This is a genomic window from Kocuria sp. cx-455, assembly GCF_057707085.1.
In genome coordinates this window covers 255,999-277,271 of sequence record NZ_JBYIPM010000004.1, presented here as the reverse complement: position 1 = coordinate 277,271, position 21,273 = coordinate 255,999, and the positions used below count along the sequence as shown (strand labels likewise).

The window sequence follows — 21,273 nt, the reverse complement described above, 5'->3', positions numbered from 1 at the left end:
AGCCGTGCCGTGCGCTGCCGTTGTGCCTTTGACCCGTGAGGATCTTCATGTCGTCACCGACCAAGCCCGCATCGCAAACGCGCGAACCCCGCGGAGCGCTGGACCGCTTCTTCTACATTTCCGAACGCGGCTCCACCGTGGGACGAGAGATTCGCGGTGGCCTGGCCACCTTCATCGCCATGAGCTACATCGTGGTGTTGAACCCCCTCGTACTGGGCTACGGTCCGGACGGCGCCGGAAATGTCTTGGGCGGCGAGCGCGTGGCCGCTGTGACCGCCCTCGTCGCGGGCGTACTGACCATTGCCATGGGCGTGTGGGCCAAAGCACCCTTCGCGCTGGCCACCGGCCTGGGCGTGAACGCGTTCCTGGCGGTCACGATCGCCACGAACCCGGGCCTGACGTGGCCCGAGGTCATGGGACTGGTCATCTGGGCCGGTCTGATTATGGTGGTGCTGGTCCTCACCGGCTTCCGCACCGCGGTGTTCAACGCGGTGCCGCCGTCCCTGAAGACCGCGATCGTGGTGGGCATCGGGCTGTTCATTGCGCTCATCGGGTTCGTGAACGCGGGCTTCGTGCGCCGCATCCCGGACGCCGCCGGCACCACCGTTCCCGTGCAAATGGGCAACGGCGGCGAACTGTTCGGCTGGCCCACACTTACGTTCGTGGTGGGCCTGCTGCTGACCGTGGCGCTACTGGTGCGCAACGTGCGCGGCGGCATTCTCATCGCGGTGATCGCAACCACGATCTTCGCCCACATCCTCGAGGCGGTCTCCCCGTCCGGCTCCTCCGTGGACAACACCAGCGGCTGGTCCCTGGTGGTTCCCGCCAATCCCGAGGGCCTGTTCGCACTCCCCGACCTCTCCCTGATCGGCTCGGCAGCCCCCATTGACGCCTTCCGCGAACTGGGCGTCATCGCGTGCATGCTGCTGATCTTCACCATTTTGCTGTCCATTTTCTTCGACGCCATGGGTACCATGGTGGGCCTCTCCCAGCAGGCCGGGTTGGTGGACAAGAACGGTCAGATCGAGCGCGTTGACCGCGTGCTGCTGGTCGACGCGTTCGGCGCCGTGGCCGGCGGTGCGGGCTCGGTCTCGTCCAACCAGATCTTCGTGGAGTCCTCCACCGGTATCGCCGACGGCGCTCGCACCGGCCTGGCCAACGTGGTCACCGGCATCATGTTCCTGCTGGCCATGTTCCTGACCCCGCTGGTCAACGTGGTGCCCTTCGAGGCCGTGGCCCCCGCCATGGTGGTCGTAGGATTCCTGATGGCCAAGAACGTGGTGCACATCGACTGGGAGGACTGGGGCGTTTCCGTCCCCGCGTTCCTGACCTTCGCCGTCATGCCGTTCACCTACTCCATTGCGCACGGCATTGGCGCGGGCTTCGTGTCCTTCGTGTTCATCCGCCTGGTCCAGGGCCGCTGGCGCGATGTCCACCCGCTCATGTACGTGGTGGCCGGCGCGTTCGTGGTGTTCTTCGGGATTGCCGTGATCGAGGGGTGGACGGCGTAACTCGCTCTTCGACTACGACGCCGCCCCGGCCACTTCCCGTCGCGTCCACCGTCGCTGCGTGACCAGTGTCACCCACGTGGTCAGCACGAACGGCCACGTGTACACGGCCATACCTGTCTGGTCCATGGCCCACCACAGTGGCACCGTAAGGCACGCACCCGCCAAGGGGACGAGCAGGCGGAGTGCGCGAGCGGCGTCGTCGGGTGGGAAGACCGCGCCCAGGGCGAGGGCGGCCAAAAAGCCGCAATAGCCCGCCAGGTCCGCCGTGGCGGGTTCCCCACCGAGGATCCAGAAGCCGAGGGCCGTGGCGGCCATTGCCCCGGTGAGCGACCACAGGCCCTCGCAAGCGCCGGCGAAAAACATGAGGGCGAGGATCAACAGGCCCGTCAGCAAGTGATCGGTCAGGAGGACTTGCGCGGAGGCCCGAACCGTGCCGGTGACGAGCTCCGGGAGCGGCCCGAAGAACTCGAACGGCGGTGCTTCCGAAGTGTCTCGATGCCACCGCCCGAAGACCGGGTTCAGCGCAGAGTTCACCGCGCAGAACGGTCCCGTGAGCATGGGCAACCAGGCGAAGATGCGCAGCCGTTCGAGGAACCGTATGAGCACCGCGCACAGTGCGCTGCCCAGGACGGTCCAGATGAGCGCGGCGGTTGAGGGACCGCACGCGAGCCACGCCGCGCACCCGGTGAGGGCACCGCAGAACCCATGAATCCCGTCTGCGGCGTCGCGATGCGCTGACACGGAGCTCGGCCGACGCAGCCACAGGGACACGCCGGTCTGCACTGCTGCACCGAGCAGCGCGAAACCCGTCAACTACGGTGACGCCACCGTCAGGGCCAGCAGGACTAATAGACCGCCGAGTGTGGCGCGCTGGAAGAAGATCTGCCCCTGAGACCTGATCAGCGCTTGCGCCATCCACACACGGGCCAGTATGGATTACTCCTGCCGATCCGAGAGGATGCAGAACTCATTGCCCTCCGGGTCGGCGAGCACCACCCAGCTGTCCTTGCTGGTTTGGCCCACGTCCACCCTGGAGGCGCCCAGGGATTCGACGCGCGCCACTTCCGCGTCCTGATTCGAGTCAGAGGCCCTAATGTCCAGGTGCAGCCGGTTTTTCACGGTCTTGCCCTCCGGAACCTGGATGAAGTCCAACCGCAGGGATTGCCCCTCGTTGGGGGAGGCGCTGACGAAACCCTCTTCCTCCTCATCGATCCGGTAGTTCAGTACCTCGCACCAAAAGCGGGCGAGGGCTTTCGGGTCGTGGGCGTCAATGGCCAGTGAGTGCAGGTGGCTAGTCATGGGTCCACGCTACGGTGGCCCGGCAGGGAGCGGGAGGGCCGAGAGCCATTTGGTCCGGCTTTACTGCACGGTAGGCCAGGCTACTGTGCAGTAAAGCCGGATGAAATGGCGCACCGGGCTACAACGCCTGGGGCTCGGAGATGCGACCGGTGACTCACGCGCCGGTAATGGTCCCCACCGCCGGCATCTGGTCCGCCGGTTTGTCGTGCCAGGGCTGAGTTTCGGCCACGAGCTGGCGGCACCATGCGGTGTCCTTGTACTGGGCGGGAAGGGGCCCACCGAGCAGTTCCTTGGTCAGGGCGGCACCCGCCTCGGATCCGGGTTCGGGTAGCGGGGCGTGCGAGGCAACCAACACCACGTTGCCGTAGCGGCGCCCCTTGAGCATGGCGGGATCCGCAACCGCACCCACGTGCTCGAACACTTCCAGCAGTGCAGCCAGCTCCGCGCGCGTTCCCTTCAGATTGCGGGTGTCCCCCACGTTCATGAGGTACACCCCGTCCGATGTCAGTACCCGATCCACGTGCCGCGCGAACTCCACAGTCCGTAAATGCCCCGGTGTTTGCTCGCCGGCAAACACATCACGCAGGATCACCTCGCGCGATGACTCGTGCAGTGATTCGGTCACTTCACGGGCTTCCCCGGCGCGGATCCGAAGGAGAGGTGCGCGGGGTAGATCGAGCCATTCGCGGACCAGCCGCGTCAGAGCGGCGTCGAACTCCACGACCACCTGGCGGGCAGCGGGATAGCGCCATGCGAGGTAGCGCGCCATGGAACATGCGCCGCCGCCCAGGTGCAGAATGCGCAGGGTGGTGGGGTTCAGATGACGGTCCACGTGCTCTTCGGTGAGCGCGCTGAACCACCTCATGTACTCGAATTCGAGCTGATCCGGCCGGTCCGGCACGATGTGCGATGACGGCACACCGTTGACGCGCAGCACCCACGCGCCGGGCACGTACGAGTCATGTTCGAGCTGCACGGTCCCGGTGTCCGTATGCCAGGTACCCTCGCTCAGGCCTGGCGCGTCCGACGACGCCGCACTCACCGGCTCCGCCTGATCCCGCCGATTCTTACGGTTGCGTTTTTTGCTCACTGGTCCCGGGACGCCCGATTACTTCTGATCCGGGGAGCCGGACGTGATGCCGCGGCGTTCCCGGGCACGGTTGAGTTCGTGACTGTGAATGGCAGCCTCGAGGCGCTCGACCTTGCCGGAAAGCTCTCCGGTGTGACCGGGTCGAATGTCCGCCTTGAGCACCAGGGACACGCGCGGGCCGTACTCCGCCACGGCGGCGGTGGCCTGACGGACCACCTCCATGCATTCATTCCATTCACCCTCAATGGTGGTGAACATGGAATCCGTGCGATTGGGGAGCCCGGATTCGCGGACCACGTGGACGGCGGCGGCCACGGCGTCGTGAACGGAGGCGTCGGGGTTGTCCCCGCCGCTGGGAGAGACTGAGAAGGCGACCAACATGCCTCCAGTGTGGCACTTCTCCCACCCGAGCACCCGTGAAACCTTCGATCGTCACACCTTTGTTGCCCCACCGCACATGTGGCATCTCTAAACTGGGACAGCAGACCGCCAACCGAAAGGGACCATCTCCATGACCCAGGGCATCTACGTTTCCGCCATGACACCGCAGTCCGGCAAGACACTGGTGGCACTGGGGCTGGCGGACACGCTGTTCAACAGCACGGACAAACTGGGGTTCTTCCGCCCCGTGCATGACGGTGACTCCCCCGAACAGGACTCCGCGCTCCAACTCATGAAGCGCACGTTCGATCTGCCCGAATTCCGCTGCCGCGGCGGGGTCTCCCTCGCTCGCACGCGGGAGATTCTGGCCTCCGGCAATCATGACGAACTGGATTCGGCGGCGGTCTCCATTTATTCCGAGATGGCCCGCGAGTGCGATGTGATCCTGGTGGACGGCACCGACCTGGTCGCCCACAACGCGGCCACCGCGGAGTTCGACCTCAACGCCCGCCTGGCCAACAACATGGGGTGTTCGGTGGCCGCGGTCATCAGCGCTCACAACGCAGAGTCCGTGGCGGACACCGTCAACGCCGTGGACGTCACCCGCACCGAGCTCCGCCAGGCCGGTTGCGACATCTACGCGGTCATCGTCAACCGTGCCGCGCCTGAGCAGGTCGAGGAACTGACCCGGCGCGCCAAACCCGGTGCCCACAACCTGCCGGTCTACGTGATCCCCGAGGTCACCGCGATCTCCCATCCCACCATTGCCGAACTCGTGGACGCCCAGGGCTTCGGCGCCGACCTCAACGACAACTCCCTGGACCGCGACATCAAGGGCATTAAGATCGCGGCCATGACCGTGGGGCATTTCCTGGATCAGCTCACGGATGGCGACCTGGTGATCACCCCGGGTGATCGGACGGACGTGATGTCGGCGACCCTGGCGTCGTCGTTCGCGGCGTCGTTGCCGGTGCCCTCGGGCATGCTGCTGACCGGTGGTTTCCGCCCGGAAGGTGCCGTTGCGTCACTGTTGGCCGCCGCGCCGTTCCCGGTGCTGACCACCGATCGTGACACCTTCACCGCGGCCAGCGCGGTGGCCTCCACGCGCGGCACACTGGGCGGCGCCCACCCTCGCAAGGTCGCGGCGGCCCGCGGCGCGTGGTCCCAGTACGTGGACAGCGACGAGCTGGCCGGGCGCATGAACCTGCCGCGACCGGTGAAGCGCACCCCGTTGCGCTTCCTGCACGAGCTCGTGGAATCCGCGCGCGCCGATCGCAAACACGTGGTGCTGCCCGAGGGTGAGGACCCCCGCATCCTGCGCGCGGCGGAGATGATTCACCGTCGCAACTTCTGCGACCTCACCATCCTGGGCGATCCGGAGCAGATCAGAACCCTGGCGCAGTCCGAGGGCATCGACCTGGATTTCGAGGCCCATGGGCTCAACCTGATCGATTTCCAGCACAACGACGAACTGCGCGGTCGCTACGCGGACGAGTACGTCAAGCTGCGCTCCCACAAGGGCGTGACCAAGGAGCAAGCACTCGAACGTATGGCGGACGGTTCATACTTCGGCACCATGATGGTCCAGCTGGGCGATGTGGACGGCATGGTCTCCGGTGCCGTGCACACGACCGCCAACACCATCCGCCCCGCCCTGGAGTTCGTGAAGACCCGCGAGGGTGTCAACATCGTGTCCTCGGTGTTCTTCATGCTGCTGGCCGATCGCGCGTTAGTTTACGGTGACTGCGCCGTGAACCCCAACCCGGATGAGCAGGCCCTGGCGGACATCGCGTTGGCCTCCGCGCAGACCGCCGAACAGTTCGGCGTGGATCCCAAGGTGGCCATGCTCTCCTACTCGACCGGTGGTTCCGGTTCGGGTGAGGACGTCGAGCGTGTCCGCGCGGCCACCGAGCTGGTGCGGGCCAGCCATCCCGACTTCGAGGTCGAGGGTCCCATCCAGTACGACGCCGCGGTGGACGCCTCCATCGCCAAGTCCAAGCTGCCCGAGTCCCACGTGGCCGGGCAGGCGACCGTGTTCATCTTCCCGGACCTCAACACCGGCAACAACACCTACAAGGCGGTGCAGCAGTCCGCGGGCGCGGTGGCGGTGGGCCCGGTGCTGCAGGGTCTGCGCAAGCCGGTCAACGACTTGTCCCGCGGCTGCACGGTGGACGACATCGTCAATACCGTGGCCATCACGGCCATCCAGGCCCAGAGCCTCTAGAACCTACGACGCGGCTCGCGAGGTTTGCGGGCGGCGTCGCCCCTTCGATCAGCTCACCAGAGGCGCCCATCGACCGGGCGCGCGGAAGGACCCATCATGCTCGTGCTCGTTGTCAATTGCGGATCATCGTCGATCAAGTACCAGGTGCGCGAGGTGACTACGGCCGATGAACCGACCAACCCGTACACCTCCTCCATGCCGGCGATCAACGAGAACGTGCCGCTGGCCCGGGCGACCGAGGGTGTCGAGACCGATGAAATCATCACCAAGGGTCTGATCCAGAACATCGGCACGTCCGAGATCAAGGACCACACGCAGGCGCTGGAGATCCTGGCCGAGCGGCTCGATGAGGAGCTGGGCGGGCGCACCATTGACGCCGCCGGGCACCGCGTGGTCCACGGCGGTGAGCGGTTTTCCGCGCCGGTACTGGTCAACAACGAGATCATCCGCGCGATCGAACGCCTCGCGCCCCTGGCTCCGCTGCACAACCCGGCCTCGGCGCTGGGGTTGCGCGCCATCCAGAAAACCTGGCCGCACATGCCGCAGGTATGCGTGTTCGATACCGCCTTCCACCGCACGATGCCGGAGAAGGCCTGGCGCTATGCCATTCCCGAGGAGATGTATGTCATGCACGGCATGCGTCGCTATGGGTTCCACGGCACGTCCCACGACTACGTGACGGGCAAGGCGTGCGATGTGCTGGGGATACCGCGCGAGCAGTTCAACGGCATTGTGGCGCACCTGGGTAATGGCGCCTCCGTCACGGCCATCCGCAATGGTGAATCCTTCGATACCTCCATGGGTTACACTCCGCTGGCGGGTCTGATCATGGGCACGCGATCCGGTGACCTGGACCCCTCCGTGGTCACGGCCATGCTGGACCGCAACCCCGCCATGACCGCCAAGGAACTGGACACGATCCTCAACAAGGAGTCCGGCCTGCAGGGCATCTCCGGTGACTCGGACATGCGCGCGGTGGAGCAGCGGGCGGCCAACGGTGACGAGAAAGCCCAGCTGGCGCTGGACATGGCTGCATACCGGTTGGCCAAGTACATCGGCGGCTACCACGTGGCCGTGGGTGATGCGCAGGCCCTCATCTTCACTGCGGGCATCGGTGAGAACTCACCGGGATTCCGCACGCGGGTGTGCAACGAGCTGGGTGCGCTGGGCATAGCGCTAGATCCCGAGTTGAATGCCTCCCCGGAGGGCGAGGTGGCGCGGATCAGCACCTCGGAGTCGGCGATCGAGGTGCTGGTGATCGGCACGGATGAGGAACGCGCCATCGCAGAGGCCACGGCGTCGTTGGTGCGGGACCGGGTGCGGAAGTAGCTCCGCGGGCCCGCTCCTGAACACTTGAGTCCGTAAAACTGCGCTCTGACCCGTCGGAAGTGCAGTTTTACGGACTCAAGTGTTATAGGTTCCGAGAACTTCGGGATGTGCCCTCCACAATCTCCCCGCGTGGCTGCGGATTTACACGGAAATTCATAGTCTCCGGCTATGCCGCCACTCATTCGCATGCCCGATCTGGGGATCAAGCCCCTCGTGGGCACGAGCTCGGCATGGGGTAGAGCCCCCAGGTCACTGAATCGTGACACCCACATGCAACGACTCACCAACAGACACTGGGTCCGTGCCGCGTCGCCTCTAGATGCGTTTCAACGCGCAGCGTTACTGCATCACGTTCTGGACCGTCCGGAGTCAGAGCTGCGAGTCACGGGTCTGACTGCTTTGCAGCTCTATGGTCTCCCTTTAGGGTTGCCCAACGCAGACCTGGATCACTTGCTCGGACACGCGCCACCAGCACGAGCCGGCGAGTATCGGACAATGATGGCCACTCCTCATTTCTCCTGGCTGGGCGTCCGCCGGAAGTGTCCGGATAAGACCGTGCTGATGACCAAGTCGTATGGTCTGGGGCGCTTCCCCGGCCCGTGGGGGAGCATGTTGGCAGACCCCGTTGAGGCACTCGTCGTGGCTGCCCCTCACGTGGCCCGCTGGCGGATCACGGCATGTCTTGACGCCCTCATGACTCGCAAGATCAGATTCCCCGGCGGCAGGTTATTTCCGTTGTACAGCCGTGACCTTCTGAATCGACGAATCGACAGACTGCCTCCCACGTCACGTGCTGTGCGGAGAGTACGAGCTGCCCTTGATGACGCTGCCCAAGGAGCCTGGTCCCCCACTGAGTCCCTGACTCGTTTGATCATCATTGCTCATGGATGTCCGCCGCCCGCTCTGAATTTCCACGTGGTCGTGGACGGCGCCGATCGCTACCTGGATCTGACCTGGCCGGAATCCAAGATCGCTGTCGAGTACAACGGTGCTGATCACCTGGACCGTCGTCAGTACGGCGATGAGATGTACCGCCGTCACCGACTCGAAGACACCGGTTGGCGGGTGCGATACGTCGTGTGGGAAGACTTGATCGACCCAGGACGCCGCCATCTGCTGCTCGAATGGCTGTCACAGCACCTCGGGCAGCGGGGGTAAACAATCCAGTCCGTAAAAGTGCCGGGCCCAAGCCCCTCGATGCACGTTTACGGACTGAAAAGTCGAACACCGTGAATCCCGACACTCAGCTGCACCCCCGCTGCTCGATATCGGACAACTGCCTAAGACGGGACAGAGCAAGAATCAGTAGCACGCCGATGAACCACCAAGCCGCCGTGGACAGCGACATGTATTGCAGCAGCACCGCCAACAGCACGGCGGGAACGAGCCCCTGGAACATCCACACGATGCGCACGATGGCTGATAAGTCTCCCATCGGTGTGACCACGCCAGTCATCATCTCTGCTGGCAGGGCCCCGGCACCGCTCAAACTCAGCTTGATGAGCAGCGGGAGGAACAGCAGGATCAGCGGCGTAGCAGGATTGATCGACGCACCAAGGAACAACAAATCCCCCGCCACAAACCCCGCGCCCAGGCTCACCGTGCTCAAGACCACAGGCGCCAGCAGGTGCCGGGCGGACATCCCCCAGACACCCTGAGGCAAGATCCGATCCGCACCCACGGATTCCAGGTAGTCATTCAGCCCCTTGGCCAGCACTCCGAAGACCCACTGCAGCACCACAACCGCCAGCGTCACCAGCAGCGGATGAGGACCAAAAATGGTCACGACAGCCCCCGCGCAGAAGCTCAAGAGCAGCGCCCCCATGAATCGAAATGGCCGTCGAACAAGTGTCATCGCATCCACCGACACCGCATTCAGCCACGAATGAGAGCCCAGTGCCAGCCGAGATCTCCGGAAGACACGCCGCGCCGCGCCACCGGTCGAGGTGGCAACTCGCAAATCCCCAGCAATGAGCCCGGCGGTTAATAATTCACGCGAACGCAGGTCCGTACGCAGCCGCGCATCGGTGACCTGATCCAGCGCGGCCGGAAGTGAAAGCATCGCTGCGGCAGCGCAGGTCAAGACCACCCCGGTGAGCGCCCATGGAATCGAGTGACCGAGGCCCATCCCCAAGGTCAGACCCAGCGTGCTGCAGCCTAGTCCTGCGAAGACAAGTCGCGCCCAGGTAGCCAACCTTGAACCGCCGAGGACGACACCCGAGGCAAAGAGCGCGGCCGTTCCCGTACCGAACGCCATCATCAGCAGTGCATCAACCACCTCCATCCGCAGCCCAACGGCGATGACCGCGGAAACCAACGCCGCGCACGCCGCTACACCGAGACAAATGCGCACGGTCCGCCGCAGCACCGTCCCACGGAGCCCGAACGGCCCCTCCACGAAGTAGAAAAGCTCCTGCGCGGAAACCACCACCGGCCCATATCGGGTGGGCAGCCACGGCGCCAGCAGAATAGCCAGAGATCCACTCAGGAAGAACACGGTAAGAACCGTGTCAGATCCCGCCGCGTATCCCAGCTCCCGCACCCCGAACGCGCCGTACCAGACCAGTGGCCCCGCGAGATAGAGCCAGTACACGAGGTTCTTGTTGCCCGTTTGCTTGGGTCCGAGCACGCGCTGCGCCGCGACAATCCTGCTCCGCTGAGCGCGCGTCATCGCACACCCCTCTTCGGTAACCGTTGGTCGAGAACCACCAATCACGTCAGGCCGTGATTTCCAGCGCCACGTGACTGTCCGCGAGCGCCTCCACAAACTGTGAGTCGTGCGTGGCCAAGACGACGGCGACGCCGTTGCGTTTTTTGTCCAGCAATAGTTCCACGACTCGGGCCCGCCGCTCGCTGTCCAAGCGCTGCTCGGGTTCGTCCAGAATCATGAGTTCAGAGGGCCGGATGAGCCCGATGGCCAGGGCGACGAGCTGTCGTTCACCCGAAGACAGTTCAAGCGGAAAACTGTCCCGGATCCTCGCAATCCCGAGAGCCTCCAGAATGCGCTCCGGCGCGGACGTGCCCGGCAAGTCTCCCCACGAGACACACACGAACCGGAGGTGTTCCAGGACGGTGAGGTTTTCGAAGTATGGCGGATCACCCAGTACCGTGGCGATACCGGCCCGAGGGTCCAGGGACTCCCGCCACCGAATGGACCCTTCGGTGGCCAACTCCCGGCCCGCCATGATCTTCAGAAGGGTGGTCTTCCCCGAACCATTGGGTCCAGTCAGAACCGCTCCCTCACCGGCGGTCAGCGAGAAGCTCACGGGAGCCAGGATCTTCCGGCCAGAAGCAGTCTTGGACACGGCACTGACCTCGACCAATGGCTTACTCATAGTCCGCCCACACTAACCGAACGGGTAGCGACTACTTGCGCTGCGTCACCGGATCCTGATCCGACCAGGGGAACACGATCCACTCATCGGTGGCCTTCCACGCATAGTCCGGCTTCACTTCCGACTGGGGTTTCTCGTAGACCACGGCCGAACGGCACTGTGCGCCGTACCCACTGAGCAGTTCCAGTACAAGGGCCAGAGTGCGCCCGGAGTCGACCACGTCGTCCACGACCAGTACCTTCTTGCCGCTGATCGACTCGGTGTCCAGCATGGGCGCCAGCAGCACGGGGTCCGGCAGGGTCTCGTGCACGTCCGTGTAGAACTCCACGTTCACCGCGTCCGAGAGCTTGACGCCCATGGCGTAGGACAGGGCACCGGCGGGCAACAACCCACCGCGGGCCACGGCAATGATGATGTCCGGAGTGAAATCGGAGTCGACGATCATCTGGGCGAGATCACGGCTGGCGGTGCCGAAACTCTCCCACGTGAGTACTTCTTTGGTCTGCAGGTCCGCGGAATCAGCGTGATAAGCCATGTCCGCAGGTTAGTCGCTCCAGCACAAACGTGCCCAACGAGCCCGCCACGGTCACCGGTCGACCGGCGCGGAAGCTGTCCGCGACTTCTGCGCCGTCCGCAGTTTGCATGCAACCGCGATGATCAGCACCAAGCTGCCGGTCAGCAGCAACTGGGTCCGGACCACGGGGTCGAAGAAGCCGAGCACGAAGATCAATGCAATGAGGCCCAGCGCCACGTACGACAGGTACGGGTAGCCGCACATGCGGAAGGACAGCCGACGTCCCGCGCGGTCCGAGCGGCGTCGGAGGATGATCTGCGAGATCAAGGACAAGGTCCACACCACCAAAACGGTGGAGCCGATGGTGTTCAGCAGGAATCCGAGCAACTGCTCGGGCCACAGATAATTGGCGCCGACCGTCAGGAATCCAACAATGACAGACGCCACCACGGCCGCGCGGGGCACGCCCTGAGGGCTCAACCTGGAGTACCGGGCCGGGGCGTAGCCACGTGAAGACAATGAGTGCAGCATGCGGGATGCGCCGTAGAGGTTCGCGTTGAGCGCGGAAAGCAGAGCCAGCACGATCACAATGGCCATGACGGCCTGCGCACCGGGCAAACCGACCTCACTCAGCACGGCCACGAAGGGACTGGACGACAGTGTTTCGTCGTTCCACGGCAAGATGATCACCATGAGCGTCACGGCGCCGATGTAGAACACGAGCAAGCGCACCACAATGGTGCGGATTGCCTTGACCACGTTCTCCTTGGGGTTCTCGGTTTCGGCGGCGGCCACGACCACCAATTCCGTGCCACCGAAGGCGAACACCACGATCAGCAGCGCCGCGGCCACACCCGTGAACCCGTTGGGAATGAAGCCACCGTGCTCCGTGAGGTTGCTCAGCCCCGGCGACGGCGCAGGCAACAGCCCCAGCAGCAAGGCCACCCCCACCAGCAGGAACACGACCACGGCACCCACCTTGAGCAGCGCGAACCAGAACTCGGACTCGCCCAGGGCCTTCACGCTGATGAGGTTCAGCGCCGTGAAGATCACCATGAACGCGAGCGCCATGAGCCACTGGGGAATCACGGGCCACATCTCGTTCAAAATCTGCGCGGCGGCAGTGGCCTCGGCGGCAATCACGATCACCAGCTGAACCCACCACAGCCAGCCCAGGGTCTGACCGGCGGTGCGACCCATGGCCTGCTCGGCATAGAGCGAGAAGGCGCCGCGAGCGGGTTCGGCCGCTGCCATCTCCCCCATGGCACGCATGACCAGCACGAGGATCACACACGCCACCAGGAACGAAATCAGCACACCGGGCCCGGCCACGGCAATGGCGTTACCCGAACCGACGAACAACCCCGTGCCGATGGCCGAACCCAGCGCCATCATCACCAGGTGGCGGGTCTTCATGTGCGAGGCATCAGATTTATTGATGTCCGGGTGCGGAGTGGGGGCAGTTGCGGACATGACATCCCGATCAGATCGAGTCGCGCCCTCACGTGTGGAGAGCGGCGACTTATGGCGTAGGGACATGGGGAGTTCCTTTCGGGCCTGCACCGACAGTATGGGCCGGGTGCATTCCAGGAGGCCGGGCGAACCCGGCACAGGCGGTGGGAGAAAACTGCGGGTCAGGCGGCGGGGAATGCGGAACGATCTTTGAGGACCTCGAGCACCCGGTCATTGGTCACGGGGTCGGCCAGCGTGATCCGCACGCCGTCTCCCGCGTAGGCGCGCACCAGGACATCGGAACGATCGAAGGCATCGACCAGGGCCCGCCTCAGCTCCTCGCCCGCCCGCAACCACACAAAATTCGCCTGACTGTGCGGGACGTCCCAGCCGGCCCGGCGCAGGGCGGTGAGAAGACGACGTCGTTCGGAGACCACCGCGGCCACGCGCTCGCGCAACTGTTCCTGGGCCTCGAGCGACGCGAGGGCCGCTTGCTGGGCCAGCGTGCTCACGCCGAACGGGAGCGCCACGCGACGCAGTGCTTCCGCCAGCTTCGGGTGGGCCACCGCGTATCCCACGCGCAGTCCTGCCAGTCCGTACGCCTTGGAGAAAGTCCGCAGCACGCACACGTTGTTGTGGGCGCGGAACAGGGCCAGCGCGTCCAGGGTCTGATCGGCGTCGAGGTACTCGGTGTAGGCCTCGTCGATCACCACGAGCACGTGCGGCGGAACCCGGTCCAGGAAACGAGCCATATCCTCGTGCTCCAGCGCGACCCCGGTGGGGTTGTTGGGAGAGCACACCATGACCACGCGGGTGCGGTCGGTGATGGCGGTGAGCATGGCCTCCAGGTCATGACCTTCGTCCGCGTTCAGCGGCACGGGCACCGGGGTGGCGCCGGTCAGGCTCACCAGGATGGGGTACGCCTCGAAGGAGCGCCACGCGAAAATGACCTGGTCGCCGGGACCGCACGTGGCCGCCAGAATTTGTTGGAGCACGCCCACGCTGCCGGGTCCCACGGACACTTCACCGACTTCCGCGGCTACAAAATCCGCCAGCCGCTCCCGCAACTCGGTTGCGGCCATGTCCGGGTAGCGATTCATCCGGTGGGCGCTGCGCTGCACGGTGTCCACTACGGCCGGGAGGGGTTCGTAGTGGCTCTCGTTGGACGCCAGCGCGGCAGTGAGATCGCCGGTGGCGCGGCGGCCGGCAACGTAACCGGGAAGTTGCGAGACGACGTCGCGCACGCGCGGTTCCTCGTCCCGCAGTTCCGGGGTCTCGGGGTTCGCTAGCCGGCAGGCGGTGGAGCTGGTGGTCATCAAGGGGCCTTTCGGATGCCAAGGGTCCGGGTGACGGACACACGGTGGGACGTCGGCTCAAGGTGTGAGCCATGACACGCTCACACGATGGTGAGCCACCTGACCGGCGTGCGCAATACTTTAATTCTTGACTGTGCTTAATGCTCAGTTACTTCTCTTTCGGGTGACACAATGCACTATATGTACCGGCTCGACCCCTTGGACGCCCGCATCCTCATGGCATTGGACGAGGATCCCAACGCCACAATCCTGGCCCTGGCCCAAAGGTTGGGCGTGGCACGCAACACCGTCCACGCCCGGCTTCGCAGGCTTTCGGAAGGAGCAGTCATGGGCCCCGTCAGCCAACGACTCAATCCGCGTGCGCTGGGCTACGATCTCATGGCGTTCGTGGAACTCTCCATCCGCCAGGGAACCAGCGAGGACGCCCAGAAGGCCCTCTTGAAGATCCCGGAGATCATTGAAATTTACGCGACCACCGGGGACTCGGACCTGCGCGTGCGGCTGGTGGCCAAGGGCACCTCGGACTTGCACCGGATCACCAATTTGATCCTCGAGACTCCGGGTCTGCTGCGCACCACCACGTCCATCTCACTGCTCGAGGCCATGCCCCTGCGTATGTCCAGCCTGCTGCAACGCGAAGCCGAACGTAGTTGATTCGGCTCAGGCCCGCGAGCCCCGTAAAGCCCTCAAATGCAGCGCCAGTCCGGCCGCCATGCACGCGGATCTGAACGTCTCACCCATGAGCACCCACACGGCCATGCTCGCTGCGGTGTCCGCCCCGCTCGCCAGTGCACCACCCACCACGACCGTCATTTGCACCGCCGCGATCACGACGAACATCCGTTCCCGACCACCGAGCACCATTACATTGCTCATGGCCGAGGTCACGGCGTTGATCACCGTGGACACCACCAAAATCACCGACGCCGCCCACGCCCCCTGATACTCGTCGCCCAGTACGGCCACGAGCCCGTCCGAACCGACCACGAACAGGAACAGGAGCAGCCCCAGCGGGACCACCAAGGAGCTGGCGCTGGCCTGCAACAGCAACTTGATCAGCGCCACGGGCTTGCGCAGCGCCACGGCAATCCGCGGGGCGAACACGGTGGCCACGGCGGAGGTTCCCATGGCGCCGCCGGACTGAATTTTCTGCGCCACCTCGTACACACCCGCGGCGGCCAGGGATTGCCCGCCGATCACGAACATCGGCCCGCGCACGCACAGCGACGTGAGCGCATTGCCCGCACCCACGGTCAGCGCGGGGCGCCACGGAACGGGGGCCGAGGCGGCGTCGTCCGGGCGTGACCCACCGGAGGCATGCCGGGGGACGTATGAGGGATCCGGTTCGGGGACGGCTCTCGCGTGCCGCCCGATGAACGGTGCGGTTGAGGCCGACGACGCCGCGCGGCGTCGTCCTGCGCGGGCCTCTTGAACGGACGGAGAGACCGCGTACAAAACCACCGTGACCAGCACGAAGGCCATGACCTGCGAGGCGATCAACCAGTTCGGCGCGAACACCGAGGTGAGCAAAGCGCCCAGTAGCCCGAGCGCGGGAAGCGCAACCGACTCCATGAACTGGCCCAGCAGGGGCCAATTACGCGCTTGTCGCTGGGCGACGTACAACTGCATGAACGCGGAAGTCACCGCAACGATGGCCAACGCGAGGAACCAGGATCCTGGGCCGCCACCGAGTGCCAGGGCCGCGCACGCTACGGCCGCGATACCGAAAACAACGCCCCACACACGACCGAGCGCGCCCGAGTACCGGCGTGCGAGCGCCGCGGCTTGGTCATTGCGGCCCTCGGCCCACAACGGTGATTGCGAGCGCAACCCCATGACGTCCAGACCCAGGGGTCCGGCCATGCGCGCGACCAGGGCCACCGCCCACAGGATGCCGTTGAGACCCACCTCGGTGACGGAGAAGCGCACGGCCACCGTGGCAACTAGCAGCATCTGCAGCACGGCCCCGCCCACCCGAATACCGAGCACCAAGATGGACTGTTTGGCGGCACTCATCGGGGCACCCGGCCGCCGGGGAGATGCCCGGTGACGTGGTCCAGTGTTGGAGGTGGCGGGGGGACTCGGGGCCACGCTGCCCGGCGCCGCTCGAGTCTTGGTGGCTTCAGTCACGGTTCAATCGCGCCCTCACCACGAGCCACACGAACTTGGAATTGCCCACCAGATAGCGCTTGAACATTCGGCGCGGTTCCTGAGCCAGGCGCCAGAACCATTCCATACCCAGTCGCTGCACCGCCTTGGGTGCGCGGGAGGTGATGCCCGCGACTACGTCGAAGGAACCACCCACCCCCACGCAGATCCCCGCGCGGGTGCGGTTCTTGTGGGCGAACACGAAGTCCTCCTTGAGCGGGGACGGCATCCCCACGAACACGATGTCCGGGTTGCTGCGGGCGATCTCATCGGCCATTTGCTGGTCCGTCATGTCCTCGCGGCGCCAGAACCCGTTGTGGAAACCCACCACCTTGGCCCCGCGCGCCAGGAACCGCCAGCGCACCTGCCGGACCACGGTCTCGGTGGCGCCCAGCAGGTAGATCCGGTATCCCTTCGCGACGCTGGCGTCCACGAGCCGGTCCATGAGGTCGATGCCCGCCACGCGTTCGGGCAGCGGTGCGCCCAGGAGTTTGGAGGCCCACACCAGGGACTGGCCGTCGGCCGTGACCAGTGTGGCGGTGGCGAATTTGGCCACGAGGTGCTGGTCGTGGCTGGCCGCCACCAGCTTGGCCGCGTTCATCGCCAGGTGGTTGTGGTGACCGGAGTGATCCTGGATGAGGTCCTCAATGGTCCGCACCGTCTGGTCCATGGTGAGCGGGTCGACGCGGGTGCCCAGCAGGCGGTTGGTGGGCTCGGGCGGGACCGGGGTGTGCACATGGGACCTTTGACGGCTGATGTGAGGTCGGTGGAGCAATCTCATGACCGCACCTGCTCGGACTTCTCATTATTGCGAAGGGCGATCCACCGACTCAGTGCGTAGCTGGCGTGTGCTTGATTCCAGCGCATGTGTGGCAGGGACTTGGGACTGTTCCGGAAGCCGCCGTCTTCACCCTGATGCGACAGGAGATGCCGGATGGCCGGTTCCGGATTGACCTCCAGGTCTCCCCTGCCTGCAAGCCCGGCCAGGAACCCCACGGTGGTGGCCACGTTGTGGACGTCGTGGGAGGCATCGACCTCGTCCGCGTTGTAGACGGGTAACCCCTGAGCATTGAGACAGTGGGCGTACCAGTACGCGAGGCCTCGCTCGTAGGAGTCACCGATCTCGAAGCCCCGCTGTTTCAAGAAGAACAGCGAGTCGAGAACGTATATGGTGTGGAAGCTGTCAACCCACTCGAGACCCTTACCCTCGCCGTAGGCCCAGGAGCCGTCTGCGGCTTGCGCGCTCACGGTGCGGGTGACGGCCTGTTGGATCAACGTCCTGTCCCCATCCAAGATCGCCAGGGACTCCGCGGCCAACAGCGAACCGTTGTGGACCAGCCGATCGGAGGCCTCCGTGTAACGGAAGAAGCCCTCCGGGTGGGCCAGGTTCTCCAGCCAGGTGGTGGTTTTCGGCGATATTTCACCCAGCCGGTCCATGGCGGAGATCGCCCGCAGCGCGAAGACCGTGGCCACCACATTCGGGGAGTTGGCCAGGTAGTGCGCCCAACGGGTCTGGACGTCGAACTCATAACCCCACGGCCCACTGCCCCGCATGCACAGGAGCTTGGTGATCAGATCCTGAGCACGATCCGTGTGTCCATCGCAGTGCTCCGCCATGGCGAACAGGGCCATGGCCTTGGTCATGGTGACCTTGGGGACCCGAGTCACCGAACGCAGCGACTTACCCAGTCGCTTGTGGGCCTGAACCCATACCTGCCGCGGAAGCCGGCCCCGCAACATCGGAGCCACTGGCGAGAGCAATCCGTCATACGGATCCGTACCGGCGTAATCACGAGTCCGCGCGAAACGCAGGGCCGCCTCCGTCGCCGAGTGGATATCGTCCCCCAGCGTCTTTCTCAAAATCTCATGAGTGTACAAGCTCATTAGTTCCCCCTTGGAAGGCCTTGGTGTGTGCCCGTTCCCCCGAACTGACACACGGCTTCTGTGTGGTTTTCCTACCCGGTTCTGACTTGCCGATACACGTCCTCGAGTCGACGTCGGTAGTGGGCGATGTCGTACTGCTTTTCCCACCGGGACCGAGCGGCCTGGGCTATGGCCTCTCTCCGAGCGGTGTCCCCCAGGAGCACCTCCATGGCGTTCGCCAACTCTCGCGGTGCCCCGACGGGCACAATCCACCCGGAATCACCACCCTCGATGACGTCAGAGACAGACCCCACGTCTGTCACCACCGGGGCCAAACCCCACGCCATCCCGTCCAGGAGCGAGAGCGGTAGATTTTCCATGTGGCTGGGCAGCACCAAGATGCTTGCGCGGGCCAGTTCTTTCTTCAACTGGTCACCGTTCAGCCAGCCCGTGGTGGTCACGTCCGGAGTGGCTTCCAGCAGCCGGGTGATGTGGCCATCGGGATCGTGTAGATCCCCTGCCAGGACCAGGTGCGTTCGGACATGCTCAGGTAGTGAACCCCAAGCGTGCAGCAGGTCGATGACCCCCTTGGCTCGGGTGACCTTCCCGGTGAACAGTACGGTGGGCGTGGCCTTCGCGTTCGGTACCGAGGCGGGGCCGGGAACGGCATTGGGAATGACATGCAACTTCCGCGCCGCGACTCCCAGTTCCGCACTCACGAACTGCCGCCAGAATTCGCCCAGCACCACCACAGAGCTCGCGGATCGGAACATGGATCGGACGATTGCGGCCATGACGCCGTTGAGATTCTTGAGGAAGTCGACATAACCACCGCCGTGCAAATGCAGCACGTACGGGCGTCGCCTGACGCGAAGCAAACTCGTCAGCACGAGTTTGCGCCACGTACTGCCATTCGAAGCCAGGTTCACGTGATAGACAGTGCCGTCCGCAACTGGTGCCCAGCAGGTCACCATGGCCCGCCCGAACGCACGGAGTCGTTGCGCGGAGGATCCTGGGGCGCCGCCGGACTCGACGAATGACAGACTCGAATGGTCGGATGCGGTGCGGGCCAAGTGACCCATCATGACCCCGATGCCACCCGCGGTATCCGGGCCCGGGCCCAGGACTATGACCCGGCTCATCGGTCCTCCTCCGCACTGCGGAAGCCACGAGAATGACGGGAGGCCGGCTCAGTTAGTAACCACCCTCCATCTGGCGGACCAAGAGTACTCGCCCACGGCTTCTCTTTCCTGCGGACGGGGGTGGTGTCAACCGCGTAAAGTGCCGCCGCTATGCCCGCCGCGCCGAAAACGAGTCCAAACATCGGAGGCCCGGTGAACACCGGGGCAACGGCGGACTCGATCAGCATTTGGCCCATCCAGGCCACGGCCACGGTGCCAATCCATTGCATGTACGGCTGGCTGGACCGCCGCATGAGTTTCCAGCCCGGGTAAACAGCCATGATGAGACCCGCAAAATAGAGCACGAGTCCGAAAAACCCGGTTTCTGCGAGGATCGACGGCCAGAAGGTATCCGCCAGGAAACCCCCGCGCTCGCCCGGGCCCATGCCGTAGATGCGTGTGTATCCCAGGTCTTCGTACACGGGACTGTAGTTGGAGGAAGCCACGGCCGATCCGAACCGCCCCAGCCCAACGCCGAGTGGAAAGGCGGCAACGGCCAACCGTGCGGAATCGATAGTCATGGTGGTACGCGCCGTGGTGTCCACGCTGCTGAAGTACTCGTTGTAGGTACTGGTCACGACGTCGACGAGTGGTTGCCATGCAATGAGAAGCGCTACGGGAAGAAGGACCGCGAGCAGAACTACAAAGCGGGTCCGCCTTCCGGGCAACACCAACCTGGAGCCAACTGCCACGATGGCCACCGAAGCGATCGACTTACGACGGAACGTGAGAATTCCCACCACGCCGGTGGTCAGCAACAACACGAAAGATACGACTGATCGTTCAACGATGCGCCGGTAGGAGAGAATGGCTAGAAATGCCATACCCATCACGGATGCGAGGCCAACGGGATGGTCAAAAATTCCGGTCAGGCTGGGAATGCCCAGCCGGTAACTGACTTCTTGTCGGCCCACTATCGAGTTCCAGGCTTCGGGGGCCACGGCGTTGAGCAGGGCGGAGACCAGGATGATCAGGACCCCGACGGTTCCGAAGCGCGCGATCCTGGGCAGATCGGCACGCTGCCAGTCGATTTGCAGTACGCCGAGCATGAGAAGCGGCCCCTTGAGAAACAGGAAACCGCTGACCGCCCACACGCTGAGCGGAACCGAGTTCATGAGAGCCGACATGATCCCGAGGGCCGCGTAACCGGCAAAGCACCAGTACGCGGCCATGAACCTCAGAGTTCCGTGGATCAGTAGTCGCCGCACGGGGAAAACCACCGCTGCAACCAGGACCGCCAGTTCATCGACATACCCGACCAGGGAACTACCGGTCATGGTTTGCAGCGTCTGCGCAATCACGGTGGCACTCAACAAGACGGCGGCCCCCGCCTTGGGCCACAGCCCCAGGGCAACACAGCACAGGGCACCCACCGCAATAGCCGCTACCGTTGCCACAGCCATCACCATGATGGCCACCCGCGGCCCAGAGCCCTGAACATGAACGTCTCCCCCAAACTTTTGTGTGTCACGCTCACGCGTGGCCACCCGTCACAGAACCGCGATTCCCCCGAATGCGGCCACCGCAATGATGAAATCTGTTCAGGGCGGCTAGACACTACAGTAACCATGGAATGTGTTCTTTCGAAACGTAAGACTGCACTTCTGTGGTCCCACGAATGGGCGGTTGT

Annotated in this window: 19 protein-coding genes; 5 read left to right on the top strand and 14 right to left on the bottom strand. The window is 64.6% G+C overall.

Going from position 1 to position 21,273, the window contains the following annotated elements:
• Positions 1-47 precede the first annotated feature (47 nt).
• On the top strand, positions 48-1,511 hold the full coding sequence (locus AC3ENJ_RS08210) for an NCS2 family permease (protein ID WP_190806557.1): 1,464 nt from the start codon (positions 48-50) through the stop codon (positions 1,509-1,511).
• A gap of 12 nt (positions 1,512-1,523) precedes the next feature.
• On the opposite strand, the gene AC3ENJ_RS08205 is transcribed toward AC3ENJ_RS08210, so the two are convergent.
• From AC3ENJ_RS08205 to AC3ENJ_RS08190, 4 genes are all read right to left on the bottom strand, one after another.
• On the bottom strand, positions 1,524-2,324 hold the full coding sequence (locus AC3ENJ_RS08205) for an urea transporter (protein WP_431813678.1): 801 nt from the start codon (positions 2,322-2,324) through the stop codon (positions 1,524-1,526).
• A gap of 123 nt (positions 2,325-2,447) precedes the next feature.
• The gene (locus tag AC3ENJ_RS08200; protein WP_190780932.1) at positions 2,448-2,810 is read right to left on the bottom strand and encodes a VOC family protein; all 363 of its coding nucleotides are present in this window, start codon (positions 2,808-2,810) and stop codon (positions 2,448-2,450) included.
• 154 nt (positions 2,811-2,964) lie between these two features.
• Positions 2,965-3,900 (bottom strand): spermidine synthase, encoded by a 936-nt coding sequence (locus AC3ENJ_RS08195; RefSeq protein WP_431813677.1) that lies wholly within the window; start codon positions 3,898-3,900, stop codon positions 2,965-2,967.
• 18 nt (positions 3,901-3,918) lie between these two features.
• A complete protein-coding gene (locus AC3ENJ_RS08190; RefSeq protein ID WP_190780934.1) occupies positions 3,919-4,281 on the bottom strand; it encodes a thiamine-binding protein in 363 nt (120 codons plus the stop codon).
• Positions 4,282-4,411: 130 nt separating this feature from the next.
• Here AC3ENJ_RS08190 and pta point away from each other — a divergent pair, with 130 nt between their 5' ends.
• The 3 genes from pta (at position 4,412) to AC3ENJ_RS08175 (ending at position 8,992) form a co-directional block, all read left to right on the top strand.
• The gene (gene pta / locus AC3ENJ_RS08185) at positions 4,412-6,505 is read left to right on the top strand and encodes a phosphate acetyltransferase (RefSeq protein ID WP_190780935.1); all 2,094 of its coding nucleotides are present in this window, start codon (positions 4,412-4,414) and stop codon (positions 6,503-6,505) included.
• A 96-nt stretch (positions 6,506-6,601) separates the two neighbouring features.
• Positions 6,602-7,834, top strand: coding sequence for an acetate/propionate family kinase (locus AC3ENJ_RS08180; RefSeq protein ID WP_431813676.1), 1,233 nt, complete (start codon positions 6,602-6,604; stop codon positions 7,832-7,834).
• 915 nt (positions 7,835-8,749) lie between these two features.
• On the top strand, positions 8,750-8,992 hold the full coding sequence (locus AC3ENJ_RS08175; protein WP_431813675.1) for a putative endonuclease domain-containing protein: 243 nt from the start codon (positions 8,750-8,752) through the stop codon (positions 8,990-8,992).
• 85 nt (positions 8,993-9,077) lie between these two features.
• Here the strand turns inward: AC3ENJ_RS08175 and AC3ENJ_RS08170 are convergent, their stop codons facing one another.
• The 5 genes from AC3ENJ_RS08170 to hisC form a co-directional block, all read right to left on the bottom strand.
• Positions 9,078-10,505 carry a hypothetical protein gene (locus tag AC3ENJ_RS08170; RefSeq protein ID WP_498957864.1) on the bottom strand — a complete coding sequence of 476 codons (1,428 nt, stop codon included), beginning with the start codon at positions 10,503-10,505 and terminating at the stop codon, positions 9,078-9,080.
• Positions 10,506-10,551: 46 nt separating this feature from the next.
• Positions 10,552-11,169 (bottom strand): ABC transporter ATP-binding protein, encoded by a 618-nt coding sequence (locus AC3ENJ_RS08165; RefSeq protein WP_431813673.1) that lies wholly within the window; start codon positions 11,167-11,169, stop codon positions 10,552-10,554.
• Positions 11,170-11,200: 31 nt separating this feature from the next.
• Complete coding sequence (locus AC3ENJ_RS08160; RefSeq protein WP_431813672.1) at positions 11,201-11,704, bottom strand: phosphoribosyltransferase; 504 nt, start codon at positions 11,702-11,704, stop codon at positions 11,201-11,203.
• A gap of 51 nt (positions 11,705-11,755) precedes the next feature.
• Positions 11,756-13,156 (bottom strand): amino acid permease, encoded by a 1,401-nt coding sequence (locus AC3ENJ_RS08155; RefSeq protein WP_431813671.1) that lies wholly within the window; start codon positions 13,154-13,156, stop codon positions 11,756-11,758.
• Between the two features lie 161 nt (positions 13,157-13,317).
• Positions 13,318-14,451: a histidinol-phosphate transaminase gene (gene hisC / locus AC3ENJ_RS08150; protein ID WP_431813670.1), complete on the bottom strand. Its 1,134-nt coding sequence runs from the start codon at positions 14,449-14,451 to the stop codon at positions 13,318-13,320.
• A gap of 180 nt (positions 14,452-14,631) precedes the next feature.
• Here hisC and AC3ENJ_RS08145 point away from each other — a divergent pair, with 180 nt between their 5' ends.
• Complete coding sequence (locus AC3ENJ_RS08145) at positions 14,632-15,105, top strand: Lrp/AsnC family transcriptional regulator (RefSeq protein ID WP_223841716.1); 474 nt, start codon at positions 14,632-14,634, stop codon at positions 15,103-15,105.
• A 6-nt stretch (positions 15,106-15,111) separates the two neighbouring features.
• Here the strand turns inward: AC3ENJ_RS08145 and AC3ENJ_RS08140 are convergent, their stop codons facing one another.
• From AC3ENJ_RS08140 to AC3ENJ_RS08120, 5 genes are all read right to left on the bottom strand, one after another.
• Entirely contained in the window at positions 15,112-16,467 is a 1,356-nt protein-coding gene (locus AC3ENJ_RS08140; protein WP_431813669.1) for a lipopolysaccharide biosynthesis protein, read from the bottom strand.
• 106 nt (positions 16,468-16,573) lie between these two features.
• Positions 16,574-17,335: a WecB/TagA/CpsF family glycosyltransferase gene (locus AC3ENJ_RS08135; protein ID WP_431813668.1), complete on the bottom strand. Its 762-nt coding sequence runs from the start codon at positions 17,333-17,335 to the stop codon at positions 16,574-16,576.
• A gap of 41 nt (positions 17,336-17,376) precedes the next feature.
• Positions 17,377-18,483, bottom strand: coding sequence for a prenyltransferase/squalene oxidase repeat-containing protein (locus AC3ENJ_RS08130; protein WP_431813667.1), 1,107 nt, complete (start codon positions 18,481-18,483; stop codon positions 17,377-17,379).
• Between the two features lie 71 nt (positions 18,484-18,554).
• The gene (locus AC3ENJ_RS08125; protein ID WP_431813666.1) at positions 18,555-19,604 is read right to left on the bottom strand and encodes a glycosyltransferase family 4 protein; all 1,050 of its coding nucleotides are present in this window, start codon (positions 19,602-19,604) and stop codon (positions 18,555-18,557) included.
• Complete coding sequence (locus AC3ENJ_RS08120) at positions 19,601-21,040, bottom strand: O-antigen ligase family protein (protein ID WP_431813665.1); 1,440 nt, start codon at positions 21,038-21,040, stop codon at positions 19,601-19,603. The genes AC3ENJ_RS08125 and AC3ENJ_RS08120 overlap by 4 nt, the downstream gene beginning before the upstream one ends.
• Positions 21,041-21,273: the final 233 nt, after the last annotated feature.